Below are 13,625 nucleotides of genomic sequence, written 5' to 3' on the forward strand. Positions count from 1 at the left end.
CTTGGAGGATGTTTCATGCACGATGGCAAGCCGTCATCACCCGACACCGTGGACGAGGTGGTGCTGCCAAAGCGCAGAAAAGGCATTTACGTCCTGCCCAATCTGTTCACGCTGGCGGCCCTCTTCGGGGGGTTCTACTCGATCGTGATGGCCATGAATGGGCGTTTTGACCTCGCCGCCGTGGGCGTGTTCTGTGCCATGGTGCTCGACAGCCTGGATGGGCGCGTGGCCCGCATGACCAACACCCAGAGCGCGTTCGGCGAGCAGATGGATTCGCTCGCCGACATGGTGTCCTTTGGTGCAGCCCCCGCGCTGATCGCCTACGAGTGGGCGCTCAAGGGGCTGGGCCGCTGGGGCTGGATTGCGGCGTTTGTGTATTGCGCCTGCGCGGCCTTGCGCCTGGCCCGTTTCAACGTCAACACCGCGGTGGTCGACAAGCGTTACTTCCAGGGCTTGCCTTCGCCTGCCGCGGCGGCCCTGGTGGCGGGGCTGATCTGGCTGGTGACCGATGCCGGCATCCGAGGTGGGGATTCGGCCTGGCTGAGCTGGACCCAGGTCACCTGGATCACGTTCGCGTTCACCTTGTACGCGGGCCTCACCATGGTCACCAACGTGCCCTTCTACAGCTTCAAGGAAGTGCACCTCAAGCGCAGCGTGCCGTTCGCGGTCATCGTGCTGATCGCCCTGGGCATTGCAGTGATCAACATCCACCCGCCGGTGGTGTTGTTTGGCTTGTTTGTCATCTATGGCTTGAGCGGCTACGGCGTCTACCTGTGGCGTCGCACCAAGGGCATGCAGACCAGCGTCATCAGTACTTCCACTGACGAACCCGACGAGCGCGGCCTGCACAAATAAACCGAGCTGTGCTAAAGTCAAATGATGCGTGTGTCCCACTCCCTGCGAATCACCGTTTCGACACTTCTCAAGATTGAGACCCTGTCGTTGGCTGTGCTGTCGCTAGTGGCCTTCCTGCTAAGCAAGGCGGGTTGAGCGCGTACATCTGACTTCAGAGTTACCCTGCGAGGCCCGCCAGTCATCTGTTGCGGGCCTTTTTGTTTCTGGGCCAAATCAAACATTTCCGGAGATCCCCATGACTGACAAGCTGATCATTTTTGACACCACATTGCGTGACGGTGAGCAATCGCCGGGCGCATCCATGACCAAGGATGAGAAGCTGCGCATCGCGCGCCAGCTCGAGCGCCTGCGCGTGGACGTGATCGAGGCCGGTTTTGCCGCCAGTTCCAATGGTGACTTTGAAGCCGTCCAAAGCATCGCCAACGCCATCAAGGACTCCACGATCTGCTCTTTGTCGCGTGCCAACGACCGCGACATCTCGCGCGCAGCCGAGGCCCTGCGCGGTGCCAACAGCTCGCGCATCCACACGTTCATCGCCACGTCTCCGCTGCACATGGAGAAGAAGCTGCGCATGACGCCCGAGCAGGTGCTCGAACAGGCCAAGCTGGCAGTGCGCTTCGCCCGCAACCTGGTGTCGGACGTTGAGTTCAGCCCCGAAGACGGCTACCGCAGCGACATGGACTTCCTGTGTCGTGTGCTCGAGGCCGTGATCGACGAAGGCGCCACCACCCTCAACATCCCCGACACCGTGGGCTATGCCGTGCCCGAGCTGTACGGTAACTTCATCAAGACCCTGCGCGAGCGGGTGCCGAACTCGGACAAGGCCATCTGGTCGGTGCACTGCCACAACGACCTGGGCATGGCGGTGGCCAACTCGCTGGCCGGGGTCAAGATCGGTGGCGCGCGTCAGGTCGAGTGCACCATCAACGGGCTGGGTGAGCGCGCAGGCAACTGCTCGCTCGAAGAGGTCGTGATGGCCGTCAAGACCCGCCGCGATTACTTCAACCTGGCGCTCAACATCGACACCCAGCACATCGTGGCCGCCAGCCGCATGGTCAGCCAGACCACGGGCTTTGTGGTGCAGCCCAACAAGGCCGTGGTCGGGGCCAACGCCTTTGCCCACGCCTCGGGCATCCACCAGGATGGCGTGCTCAAGGCGCGTGACACCTACGAAATCATGCGCGCCGAAGACGTGGGCTGGACCGCCAACAAGATCGTGCTCGGCAAGCTCAGCGGCCGCAACGCCTTCAAGCAGCGCCTGCAAGAACTGGGTGTCAGCCTCGAGAGCGAACAAGAAGTGAACCTGGCCTTCGCCCGCTTCAAGGAATTGGCCGATCGCAAGAGCGAGATCTTTGACGAAGACATCCTGGCCCTGGTCAGCGATGAGAGCGTCACCGCCGAGAAGGAGCAGTACGGTTTGGTGTCGCTGTCGCAACACAGCGAAACCGGCGAGCGTCCGCGCGCCTCGATCGTGTTCACGGTCGATGGCAAGGAGGTTCGCGGCGAGTCCGACGGCAACGGCCCGGTGGACGCTTCGCTCAAGGCGATCGAGTCGCTGGTCAAGAGTGGTGCCGAGATGGTGCTGTACTCGGTCAACGCGATCAGCGGTTCGACCGAAAGCCAGGGCGAAGTCACGGTGCGTCTGCAAAACAGCGGTCGCGTGGTGAACGGCGTGGGCTCCGATCCGGACATCGTGGTGGCCTCGGCCAAGGCGTACCTGAGCGCACTCAATAAATTGCAGAGCAAAGCGGACCGCGTCGCTGCACAAGGCTGATTCGGCTCTCTATAATTCTGGATGAGCATGAAAAGACTCGCGCAAGTGATTGATCTTGCGTGGGTTTTTCTTTATCGTTAACGTGAGTTACAGCCGTTGTCCTCACGGAGAGCCCGAATGACCCCTTCTTCGATTGCCCGCATGAGCCGCACGAACCGTTTTCTGTCTTTCACAGCCCTTGTTCTGGCCTTTTCGGTGACCGGGGTACAAGCCGCAGAACGCAAAAAGGCTCCGGTGGCCCGCAGTCACGCGGCGGTCCAGAAGGTGTCGCAACAACCGCGCGCCGCCAAGGTGGCCAAGGTGGCGCGTGCGGCGGCCGTGGTGCCTGCCAAAGCGTCCTATGGTCAGTTGGCGGGCCTGCACAGTGCGGCCGATCCGCTGGCGCTCAAGTCCAGTGTGGCCCTGGTGGTCGACCAGGACACGCACGAGGTGTTGTTCAGCAAGAACATGCAGGCGGTGCTGCCGATCGCCTCGCTGACCAAGTTGATGACCGGCGTGGTGGTCAGCGAAGCCAAGCTGCCGCTCGACGAGAGCATCACCATCACCCAAGACGATGTCGACACCGAAAAAGGCAGCAGCTCGCGCCTGGCCGTGGGGTCCACGCTGAGCCGCGGCGAGATGCTGCACCTGGCCTTGATGTCGAGCGAGAACCGCGCCGCTCACGCCCTGGGGCGCACCTTCCCCGGTGGTTTGTCGGCCTTTGTGGCACTGATGAACGCCAAGGCCAAGTCCCTGGGCATGGCGGACACCAGCTATGTGGAGCCGACCGGCCTGTCGAGCAAGAACCAGTCGAGCGCGCGTGACCTGGCCATCCTGGTGGGGGCGGCCCATGCCGACCCCATGCTGCGTGAGCTGACCACGTCGCCGGGCTACCAGGTTGAAGTTGGCCGCCGCACCCTGCAGTACAACAACACCAACCGCCTGGTGAAGAACCCGGCGTGGGACATCGGTCTGCAAAAGACCGGCTACATCTCCGAAGCTGGTCAGTGCCTGGTCATGCAGGCCAAGGTGGCGGGCCGCAAGCTGATCATGGTGTTCCTGGACTCCGCGGGCAAGCTGAGCCGCATTGGGGACGCCGAACGCGTGCGCCGCTGGGTCGAATCCAACCACCCGGTGATGACCGCCCACAGCAACGGTTGAGGGCCTGTGTAGCGCCCTGATTGGGGGGCGCGTTGGGTCAGGCCCTGGTGCCGCGGTGCCCGGGCCTTGTTGCCGAACTGAATCTGATTTGAAAAAGGCCTGACGCGCGAGCGTCAGGCCTTTTGGCTTGGAGGGATCCGGCACGAGGCCCAGGCTGTGCGGGGCCCACTGGGCGGGCACGGCCTGTGGGTGGCCACGGGCGCACGGGCAGGGCGCGTCAGGCTGCGCTGGTCGGGCGGTGCGGGGCTTGGTAGCCCAGGGCGGCCGAAATCTCGGCGGCGGTGGCTTCGAGCTTGGGCAGCCAGCTCTCGTCCAGGCGGTCGGCCGGGGCCGAGATCGACAGGCCCGCCACAAGCTTGCCTTGGTCATCGTGGATGCCGGCCGCCATGCAGCGCACACCGAGTTCGAGTTCTTCGTTGTCGCGTGCAATGCCGTACTGGCGCGCTTTGGAGAGTTCGCGCTCCAGCACCGGCAGTTGGGTGATGCTGTTGCGGGTGTGGCCCGACAGCCCCGTGCGGGTGGCGTAGGCACGCACCTTCTGCGGGTCGTCGACAGACAGAAAAAGCTTGCCCACCGAGGTCAGGTGCAAGGGCGCCCGGCCGCCGATGGCCCGCACCACCTGCATGCCCGAGCGCTCGCTGTAGGCGCGTTCGACGTAGACGATCTCATCGCCCTGGCGCATGCTGAGGTTCACGGGTTGTTGGATCAGCTTGTGCAATTCGCGCATCGGGTGCAGCGCGGCGTCACGCACGCTGAGGCGGGCCTTCACGAGGTTGCCCAGTTCGAGCAGGCGCATGCCCAATCGGTAGTTGCCGGCCTCGGGGCGGTCGACGAAGCGGCCGGTGGCCAGGTCGTTGAGGATGCGGTGGGTGGTCGAGGGGTGCAGGCCCGTTCGTTCGCTGATTTCCTTCAGCGAGATTGCCTCTTCGCGCGAGGCCAGCACATCGATCAGCGCGAACATGCGCTCGATCACTTGGATGCTCGGCGTGGTGGGCAGGGGGGTATCTCGTTTTCGCATTGCAAACAATAGGGGAATGGTTGCATTTTACCCTGTGAAATTCGAGCGCGCGATTATTTGACCTCCACCGCCTCCCAGCCTTGCTCTCCAAGCACTTCATGGGGGTGAAAGCGCGCCTTGTAGTCCATCTTGCCGCTGCCCTCGATCCAGTAGCCCAGGTACACGTAGGGCAGGCCCATCTGGCGCGCCTGTTCAATCTGCCACAGCACGCCAAAGGTGCCCAGGCTGGCCCGTGGGTCGGGGTCGTAGAAGGTGTAGACCGCGGACAGGCCGTCGTCGAGCACATCGAGGATGCTGACCATGCGCAGGCGCCCTGCGCTGGCCTCGGGGCCCGGAGGGTCGCGGAACTCCACCAAGCGCGAATTGACCCGGCTTTGCAGCAGGAACTGGGTGTATTGGTCGATGCTGTCCTGGTCCATGCCGCCGCCGGCGTGGCGTCCCGCCTGGTAGCGCAGGTAGAGCTGGTAGTGCTCAGGCGAGAAATGCAGTTTCAGCACCCGAACCTCGAGGTCGGCATGTTGCCGCCAGGCCCGTCGCTGGCTTCGGCTGGGCTGGAAGTCGGCCGCCCGCAACCGCAGCGGCTGGCAGGCCTGACATCCGTCGCAGTAGGGGCGGTAGGTGAACATGCCGCTGCGCCGGAACCCCACCGCGACCAACTCGGAGTAGATGCTGTTGTGGATCAAGTGCCCTGGCGTCGCCACTTGCGAGCGGGCCTGGCGGTCGGGCAGGTAGCTGCAGGGGTATGGGGCCGTTGCGTAGTACTGCAGGGCTTGGAGGGGCAGATCGTTGAGCTGGGTCACGGGACTTCTACCTCAGTCGGCTGACGTGGTTCCAGTATACGGAATTCAAGGTCCAGGCCGGGGCGGGCATCGGAGTGACCCGCTGCAGCCATTGGCTGAATTCGGCGCGGTCCACTTCCCGTGCGCCCAGTGACGCCAGGTGGCGGGTGTTTTGCTGGCAGTCGATGGCCTCGACCCCCACCGCCAGGCACCAGTCCACCAAGGTGGCCAGGGCCAGTTTGGAGCCATCGGTGACGCGGGTGAACATCGATTCGCCGAACACCGCTTGCCCGATCTGGATGGCATACAGGCCCGCCGCCAGGCGACCGTCGATCCAGGTCTCCACGCTGTGGGCCAAACCCAGGCGGTGCAGCCGCACATAGGCCTGAATCATGTCCTCGGTGATCCAGGTGCCTTGCTGACCGGCCCTCGGGGCGGCGCTGCAGGCTCGGATGACGGCTTCGAAGTCGTGGTCAAAGCGAATCTCGCACCCTGGCTGGCGCCTGAACTGCTGCATGGCCTGGCGCAAGCTGCGGCGCAGGCGGAACTCGGCCACAGGCAGCACCATGCGGGCCGGGGGCGACCACCACAGAATGGGTTGTCCCGCGCTGTACCAGGGGAAGATGCCTTGGCGGTAGGCCTGGGCCAGGGTGTCGGGGCTCAGGTCGGCGCCAGCGGCCAGCAGGCCGGGCGCCGACGTGTGTGGGCCCCAGGCATGGTCCACAGGCGGAAAGGGGTCGCCGGGCTCCAGCCAGGTCAGCGTGGCTTGCGGCTCAGGCATGGCAGGCTTGGCAAGGTGGCGGGGTGCAACAGCCGGCTCAGCGCGGCTGGAGGCGCTGCATCAGGGCCTGCAAGGAGGCCTTGAGTTCAGTCCAGTACAGCAGCGAGGTGTGGCCGTCGGCCTGTTCGGCGGCCAACTCGAGGGCCTTGCCCTGTTGTGACGCGGCGGCTTCGCCCAGGGTTTGCAGCACGGTCTTGAGGCTGTGGCCCAGGCGACGCAGGCCCATCAGGTCCAGCGTGGCCGCGGCCTGATCGCCGGTGACGATGTCTTTGGCAAATTGGGTCACGCAGGTGCCGCGGTACAGCAAAAAGAAAGCGGTGTCGCCGTTGAAATGCGCTTGCACCGCGGCGACTTCGGCCGGACTCAGGGTCTCCGAAGGGGCTTTGCCGGCGTTGGTGTCGTCTTCCGTGGCGCTGGTCAGGCCCACGGCCTCTTCCACGCAGGCAATGAGGTCCATCACCGAGATGGGTTTGGACAGCATGCGCCACACGCCCAGGGCCTGCAGCTGCGCCTGGATCGGCACCGTCAGACCGGCACTGAACACCACCGCCCGGGCCGCGCCGGCCACCTCGGGGTGCTGCCGCAGGTGCTCCAGCAGGTCGATGCCCGATTCACCGGGCAACATCAGGTCGGTGAGGATCAGGTCCACCGGGCCTTGGGCCAGCAAGCCCAGGGCTTCTTGAACCGAGCCCGCGATCAGCAAATCGAGGGGCATCTCCTCGAGCGCAAACTCGACAAAGCGCTGGATCGAGGCATCGTCTTCAATCAGCAGAACGCGGGGCATGGGTTCAAAGACTGGTTTTTTGGGCGGGTGCGGATTCGGGCAGCAACTGCGACAGCAAGCCCGGCAACTCGGCCACCAGGCGCGGCTTGTGGATCACGCGCACGCCCTTCAGGGCGAAAGCGTAGGGCGCGCGTTGTGACTCGTCGAGCGAGGTGATGACGATCAGCTGGCTGCGCGCAAATTGGGGGTGCGATCGCAGGCTGGTGATCAGGGTCGGGCCATCGATGCCAGGCAGCAGGATGTCCACGATCAGGATGTCCGGCTGGAACTGCCCGTAAATGGCCAAACCGGCGATGCCGTCATCGGCAACGCGCAGTTCCACCGACGGGAAGTGCTGGCGCACCAGCATCGACACCAAATTCTGGAAGTGGGTGCTGTCTTCAATCAGCAACAGGCGGGTCCCACCGTGTTGGGTGTGGGGGCGCGGGGCATCGCCGAAGTTGCGATCGCCCTGGGCACTGGCGGGGCGCCGGGAGGCGATCCAGCGTTCGACCGAAGCCCGAGAGATGCGGCGGTGCCCGCCGGGGGTCTTCCAAGCCTCCAGCTCTTCACGGTCCACCATCAACTGGACCGAGCGCACCGCCATCCCGAGCAGGCCGGCGACCTCCAGTGTGGTGTAGTGATCTCGCGTTGGGTTGTCTTCTTGATTCATGGCTTCGCTATTTTGGCACGACTGATGTTGAAAAAGACTTGACAAATGATAAAAATAATTTATATGATATGCAAATACAGTCAAAAATCACCCCTCAGGGTAATTTATTGAATTATTGCGAGGCTTTGCTATGAAAAAAATACTGATCGTCGACGACCATGCGGATATTCGCAAGCTTTTGCGCATGACGATGGAGTTTGTGGCCTATGAAATCTTCGAGGCCGCGGACGGAAAAACCGGCTTGGCCATGGCTGAGGAGCTGCAGCCCGACCTTGTTTTGCTGGACGTCATGATGCCGGGGGGCGTGGACGGTCTGGAGGTGTGTCGTCGCATCAAGGCAGCGCCCGAATTGTCCCACGCCAAAGTGATTTTGCTGACGGCGCGGGGGCAAAGCGAAGACCGTGCGGCCGGTTTTGCCGCCGGTGCTGACGAGTACCTCGTCAAGCCTTTCAGCCTGCTGCAGCTGATCGAAACCATCCACAAACTGGAAGAAGGCACGCCCTGAGCCTGTCGTCGGTTGGGGTCGGCCCGCAGGCCGACGCCACCGTGTCCACCTTGAGGCCTTGTTCGCCCCGAGGGCTTTGATTGGCGCTTGATGATCTTGGAGACTGGTCCATGAGATTGAACCGTGTTGGGGGTCTGGCTTGCCTGCTGGCCGGCGGCCTCCTGTGTGCTGTTTCCGCCTGGGCAGGGCCGGTGCTCGACCGCGTGCAAAGCAGCAAGGTGGTCCGTGTGTGCGTCTGGCCTGACTATTACGGCATCACTTACCGCAACCCGCGCACCCAGCAACTGGGCGGTCTGGACATCGACCTGGCCCAGGCGCTGGCCTCGGACCAGGGCTGGCGTGTGGAGTTCGTGGACTCGAGTTTCCCCAGCCTGGTGGCCGATGTGCTGGGCGACCGTTGCGACGTGGCGATGTTCGCCATCGGCATGTTGCCGCAGCGCATGCAGCAGCTGAAGTTCACGCGCCCCTACCTCAGCAGCGACATCTACGCCATTGCCACGCGCAGCAGCTCGGTGGTGCGCCAGTGGGCAGACATCGATCAACCAGGCGTGGTGGTCGGGGTCCAAGCAGGCACCTTCATGGAGCCGGTGATGGCCGCTTACCTGAAGCAGGCCAAGCTGGTCAGCATCAAGCCGCCACTGACCCGCGAGCGAGAGCTCGAAGCCGGTCGCATTGACGTGTTCATGACCGACTACCCCTACAGCCGGCGCCTGCTGGACAACGCCGACTGGGCCAACCTGATCTCGTCACCCACCCCATTCCATGTGCTGCCCTACGGCCATGTGGTGCGGCCTGGTGATGACGCCTGGCTCAAGCTCGTGGACGAGTTTGTGGGCCGCGTGCAGCGCGATGGTCGGCTGGACCAGATGGCCAAACGCCATGGCCTGTCGCGCATCGTGGTGCGCAACTGACGCATTTGCCAGGCCCGCCCGTGCGTCGTCCCGATCTCTCCAGTCGCTCCACAGGCACGCTGTGGTTGTCCAGCCAGGTGGCGCTGTTCACAGGCGTTCTGTTTGCGGTGCTGCTGCTGGTGGCCATCGTGTGGATGTCCTTGCGTGGGCACCAGCAGGTGGTGGACCAGGATCTGCAGCAAGAGGCGCTGTATGCGCGGGTGATTGAGGACCAGGCCACGCGCTCTTTTGACGCCGTGGCCGTGGTGCTGAGCGCGCTGTCCGAGACCATTGTGTTGCACGACTCGCCCGACGATCTGGGCAGCATGGGCCGCCAATGGGCGCAGGCCCTGGCGGGGGTACCGTTTGTGCGATCGCTGGCCATCGTTGACGCCCAGGGCAAGATCGTGACCAGCTCCAACGGGTCGGAAACCGGGCGTCTGCTCGACCTGCGCCCGCTGGGGCCGCGCCCGGCGCCGGGGCAGACCTTGCTGGGTCCGCTGCTGCGCGGTCGCGCCCTGGCCGATTTTGAGGTCGGCTTCAACCGGAGCACCTTGCGCCCCGGGGTCAACGGCATCCCGATGCTCTACAGCTTCGGGCTCAAGACCGGACAGAGCCTGCTGGCCGTGGCCTTCATCAACCCGGACGCGTTGGTCAATTTCCAGCGCCAAGCCATCGGTGATGCGCCCCTGTCGGTGGTCATGACCACCTACAGCGGGGCGGTCCTCACCAACACCGGCGACATGGTCGATGCCCCGGGCACCAGCCTGGCGGGGCACAGCCTGTTCCGCGAGCGCCTGGCGGAGCGTGAGCACGGCAGCTACCGTGAATCGGGCACCGAAGGGGTGCTGGTGGCGTTCCGCGCCTCACGGGTCTGGCCGGTGGTGGTGCTGGTGGAGCAGGCCGTGGCCTCGTCAACCCAGCGTTGGCTCGCGCGGGCCCGCCCGGTGTTGATTGCCGGGCTGGTGGTGGTGTTCATGCTGCTGGGCATGTCCCTGATGCTGTACCGCAGCCTGCGCTCGCGCGAGCGGTCGCGGGTGCTGTTCGACCGGGCCCGCGACCAGGTGGTGCGCAGTGAGCGCGAGCTCAGCGTGCTGCTGCGCAGCTTGCAGGAGCTGATCTTCCGCACCGACGCCTCGGGCGTCGTGACCTATGTGAACGCCCGCTGGGCCGCCTTGCTGGGGGCCAAGGCCCACCAGGCGCTGGGCCAAAGCGTGCTGGATGTGCTGGTGCCCGAGCGCGCCACCGACCGCGCTGCCTTGTTCGCGCTGGACCACCTCGATGGCGTGCGCCATTGCCGGGCCAGCACCTTGGGGGCCGACGGGCGCACCCGCCATTTTGAGCTGGCGGTGGTGCCGCTGCTGGTGGGCGGCCAGATCACGGCTTTTGCGGGCAGCGCGGTGGACATCACCGAGCTGCTCGAGACCCAGCGCCAATTGCAAATGCAGCTGTCCCTGATCGGCCTGATGCTTGAGATCAGCCCACAGCCAACCTCGATGGCCGACGACTCGGGGCGCCTGGTGATGGTCAACAAGGCTTGGGAGCAGTTCAAGGGCTACGAGCGCTCCGAGGTCATTGGCAAGCGCCTGGCGGAGTTTTTGCCCGCCAACGAAGCCCTGCTGCACGAGCGTGCCGAGCAAGAACTCAACGCCCTGGGCGGTGAAATGCGGTTTGAAGCCCGCATCACCCGCTTTGACCAAGGGATGCGCGATGCGCTGATCAGCAAGGTCAAAGTGCCCAGCGAGTCCGGGGCGCTGATCGGGGTGCTGACCGTGTTGACCGACGTGACCGAGTTCCGCGAGGCCGAGCGTGCCATCCGCGAGGCGCGCGACGTGGCCGAGGAGGCTTCGCGCTCCAAGTCGGAGTTTGTGGCCAACATCAGCCATGAACTGCGCACGCCCCTGCAGTCGATCATCGGCTTCTCCGAACTGGGCTTGATGCGCGGCCGCGGCAATGAGCGCATCACCGGCATGTTCCAGGACATCAACGCCTCGGGGCAGCGCATGCTGGCCCTGGTCAACGACTTGCTGGACGTGTCCAAGATCGAGAGCACGGTGGGCACCTTCCACCTCGAAAGCGTGGACCTGCGTTCGCTGATCCGGCCTGTGGCGCGCGAGCTGGGCCCGTTGCTGGCGCGCAAGCACCTGAGCCTGTCGCTGGAGCTGTCCGAGGCACCGTTGGTGGCCCGGGCCGACCCGATGCGCTTCCAGCAGGTGATCCGCAATGTGCTGGCCAACGCGGTCAAGTTCTCGCCCGACCAGCAGGTGGTGGAGTTGACCGCCGAGATGAGCGTGCAAGGCGAGATCGTGATCACCGTGCGCGACCACGGCCCGGGCATCCCGGAGTCCGAACTGGAGAAGATCTTCGAGGCCTTCGTGCAGTCGAGCAAGACCAAGAACGGCTCTGGGGGTACCGGGCTGGGCTTGGCCATTTGCCGCAAGATCGTCGAGGCCCATGGCGGCCGCATCCATGCCCGCAACATGCCCGACCAGGGCGCCCTGTTCGTGATTGCCTTCCCGGCCCGCACCGGACCTGACACCGTGCCCATGAGTGCGCCATGAGTGCGCTATGAGGCTGGGCTGAGGGCGCGCGGAGGTCGCCGGGCGGCCGGGCCGCGCAGGGGCGCGAGGGGCGCGAGGGGCAGGGCGCTGCACCGCCACATTGCCGTCCGCCCCGGCGCACCGCCGCGATCACCCCAGGGGCAGGGGGCACTGTGGTTTTCGGCGAAAATACCCGCTGTTGCGGCCGCTGCCGCCCCGACGCAAAAGGGGCCCCAGGCCCCGCGCCCGTGTGGTTGCCCTGGCATGGCACCGGGATCTTCTCTTCCAGTTGCGCCGCAGGCCCCGGTGGGTCGCCTCGGCGCGCCGCCCCATTTTTATGCAAGACACCCCAAGCTCTTACAGCCCCTGGCGCACCTCGGTGGCCCCGATGATGGATTGGACCGACCGCCATTGCCGCTACCTGCACCGCCTGATCACGCGCCACACCCTGCTCTACACCGAGATGGTGACCACTGGCGCTCTGATCCATGGTGATGTGGCGCGGCACCTGCGCTACAACGCCGAAGAGCACCCGGTGGCGCTGCAGTTGGGCGGCAGCGAGCCCGCCGACCTGGCCCACTGTGCTCGCCTGGGCGAGCAGTGGGGCTATGACGAGATCAACCTGAACTGCGGCTGTCCCAGCGAGCGGGTGCAGCGTGGCGCCTTTGGGGCCTGTCTGATGGCCGAGGCGGGTCTGGTGGCCGATGGCGTCAAGGCCATGCTCGACGTGGTGGATCACGTGCCGGTGACGGTCAAGCACCGCATCGGCATCGACCGCATTGAGCGCTATGAGTTTGTGCGTGACTTTGTGGGCACGGTCAGCGAAGCCGGGTGCCGGGTCTTCATCGTGCACGCCCGCAACGCCTGGCTGCAAGGCCTGAGCCCCAAGGAGAACCGCGAGATCCCGCCGCTGCGTTACGAACTGGTCTACCAATTGAAGCGCGAGTTTCCGGCGCTCACGATTGCTGTCAATGGCGGCGTCACGCTCAACACCCAGATGGCGGATCACCTTCAGCAGGTGGATGGTGTGATGGTCGGACGCGAGGCCTACCACAACCCCTGGGTGATGGCCGATTGGGACGCGTGCTTTTGGGGCGCTGAGGCCCGCGAGCTCAGCCGGGAGTCGGTGGAGCGGCAGATGTGTGACTACATGCTGCGCGAGCAGGCCGAACATGGCACCTCGTGGCACAGCATTGCGCGCCACATGCTGGGGCTGCGCAATGGCCTGCCAGGCGCACGCCGCTGGCGCCAGGTGTGGAGCGACCACCGCCTGCGTGACCGCAACCCCCATGAGGTCATGGCCCTGGCCCACGAAGGCAGCCCCAGCGCGGCGACCGCGTTGGACTGAGTCGGTTCAGGCCGCGGGCGGCGCTGGGGGCACGGGGGCGCCGGCCAGGATGGCGTTGGCGCGGGCCTGCAGGGTCACATCGCCGTGCACCAACAGCACAAACTCGTCGACCAGGATGGCGCTTTCGTAGCGCACGGCGTCCTCGCGCTTGAGCCCCACCTGGGTCAGCGCGGCGCCCAAGGCCGACAAGCCCCCGACCGCCACCGCGCCTTCCAGGGCCGCAATCACCGTGCTGACCACTGGGCCGGCAAAAGCCACCACGCCGATGCCAGGGAACAGGATCATGGCCGGTGCGGCCAGGATGCCAAACACCGCCCCCCAGAACGCGCCGTTGCCGCCCCAGGTCTTGATGCGGTCACCCAGGGTGTAGAAGCCCACGGGGTGTTCCTCGCTGTGGTAACCCTTGCCGATCAGGGAAAGGTGCTTCAGGTCAATGCCGGCATGGCCTAGCAGGCGCACGGCTGATTCAGCGCTGTCGCGGGTTTTGAACACATGGGCTTCGCCAAGGGCGTTGCTGAAAGGGGCGTTTTGAGGCATGGGGTCTCGCGTCGTGCTTGGC

13 protein-coding genes are annotated in these 13,625 nt (G+C 65.0%); 7 read left to right on the top strand and 6 right to left on the bottom strand.

Annotation, left to right across the window (positions count from 1 at the left end):
* Nucleotides 1-15 precede the first annotated feature (15 nt).
* From pssA to pbpG, 3 genes are all read left to right on the top strand, one after another.
* On the top strand, nucleotides 16-855 hold the full coding sequence (pssA, locus tag PSQ40_RS05945) for a CDP-diacylglycerol--serine O-phosphatidyltransferase (protein WP_273949642.1): 840 nt from the start codon (nucleotides 16-18) through the stop codon (nucleotides 853-855).
* 235 nt (nucleotides 856-1,090) lie between these two features.
* Nucleotides 1,091-2,629, top strand: a complete 1,539-nt coding sequence (locus PSQ40_RS05950) for a 2-isopropylmalate synthase (protein WP_273949644.1) — start codon at nucleotides 1,091-1,093, stop codon at nucleotides 2,627-2,629.
* 117 nt (nucleotides 2,630-2,746) lie between these two features.
* Nucleotides 2,747-3,769: a D-alanyl-D-alanine endopeptidase gene (gene pbpG, locus PSQ40_RS05955; RefSeq protein ID WP_273949646.1), complete on the top strand. Its 1,023-nt coding sequence runs from the start codon at nucleotides 2,747-2,749 to the stop codon at nucleotides 3,767-3,769.
* A 217-nt stretch (nucleotides 3,770-3,986) separates the two neighbouring features.
* Here pbpG and PSQ40_RS05960 read toward each other — a convergent pair whose 3' ends face one another.
* From PSQ40_RS05960 to PSQ40_RS05980, 5 genes are read right to left on the bottom strand one after another with little or no spacing between them, the layout of a single operon-like run.
* Entirely contained in the window at nucleotides 3,987-4,787 is an 801-nt protein-coding gene (locus PSQ40_RS05960) for an IclR family transcriptional regulator (RefSeq protein WP_273949648.1), read from the bottom strand.
* 53 nt (nucleotides 4,788-4,840) lie between these two features.
* Nucleotides 4,841-5,587, bottom strand: coding sequence for an arginyltransferase (locus PSQ40_RS05965; protein WP_273949651.1), 747 nt, complete (start codon nucleotides 5,585-5,587; stop codon nucleotides 4,841-4,843).
* 7 nt (nucleotides 5,588-5,594) lie between these two features.
* Nucleotides 5,595-6,347 (bottom strand): leucyl/phenylalanyl-tRNA--protein transferase, encoded by a 753-nt coding sequence (gene aat / locus PSQ40_RS05970; RefSeq protein ID WP_273949653.1) that lies wholly within the window; start codon nucleotides 6,345-6,347, stop codon nucleotides 5,595-5,597.
* Nucleotides 6,348-6,384: 37 nt separating this feature from the next.
* Nucleotides 6,385-7,131, bottom strand: a complete 747-nt coding sequence (locus tag PSQ40_RS05975; protein ID WP_273949655.1) for a response regulator — start codon at nucleotides 7,129-7,131, stop codon at nucleotides 6,385-6,387.
* A gap of 4 nt (nucleotides 7,132-7,135) precedes the next feature.
* Nucleotides 7,136-7,783 carry a response regulator gene (locus PSQ40_RS05980; RefSeq protein ID WP_273949657.1) on the bottom strand — a complete coding sequence of 216 codons (648 nt, stop codon included), beginning with the start codon at nucleotides 7,781-7,783 and terminating at the stop codon, nucleotides 7,136-7,138.
* A gap of 130 nt (nucleotides 7,784-7,913) precedes the next feature.
* Here PSQ40_RS05980 and PSQ40_RS05985 point away from each other — a divergent pair, with 130 nt between their 5' ends.
* From PSQ40_RS05985 to dusA, 4 genes are all read left to right on the top strand, one after another.
* Nucleotides 7,914-8,288 carry a response regulator transcription factor gene (locus tag PSQ40_RS05985; protein ID WP_273949659.1) on the top strand — a complete coding sequence of 125 codons (375 nt, stop codon included), beginning with the start codon at nucleotides 7,914-7,916 and terminating at the stop codon, nucleotides 8,286-8,288.
* Nucleotides 8,289-8,398: 110 nt separating this feature from the next.
* Nucleotides 8,399-9,199 (top strand): ABC transporter substrate-binding protein, encoded by an 801-nt coding sequence (locus PSQ40_RS05990; protein ID WP_273949660.1) that lies wholly within the window; start codon nucleotides 8,399-8,401, stop codon nucleotides 9,197-9,199.
* Nucleotides 9,200-9,219: 20 nt separating this feature from the next.
* On the top strand, nucleotides 9,220-11,739 hold the full coding sequence (locus PSQ40_RS05995; RefSeq protein WP_273949662.1) for a PAS domain S-box protein: 2,520 nt from the start codon (nucleotides 9,220-9,222) through the stop codon (nucleotides 11,737-11,739).
* A 316-nt stretch (nucleotides 11,740-12,055) separates the two neighbouring features.
* Nucleotides 12,056-13,066, top strand: coding sequence for a tRNA dihydrouridine(20/20a) synthase DusA (gene dusA, locus PSQ40_RS06000; protein WP_273949664.1), 1,011 nt, complete (start codon nucleotides 12,056-12,058; stop codon nucleotides 13,064-13,066).
* Between the two features lie 6 nt (nucleotides 13,067-13,072).
* Here dusA and PSQ40_RS06005 read toward each other — a convergent pair whose 3' ends face one another.
* Nucleotides 13,073-13,603 (bottom strand): DUF1269 domain-containing protein, encoded by a 531-nt coding sequence (locus PSQ40_RS06005; protein WP_273949666.1) that lies wholly within the window; start codon nucleotides 13,601-13,603, stop codon nucleotides 13,073-13,075.
* Between the last annotated feature and the right edge of the window lie 22 nt (nucleotides 13,604-13,625).

Origin of the sequence: Curvibacter cyanobacteriorum (assembly GCF_028649475.1) — a bacterium.
In the GTDB taxonomy this organism is placed as follows: domain Bacteria; phylum Pseudomonadota; class Gammaproteobacteria; order Burkholderiales; family Burkholderiaceae_C; genus Curvibacter; species Curvibacter cyanobacteriorum.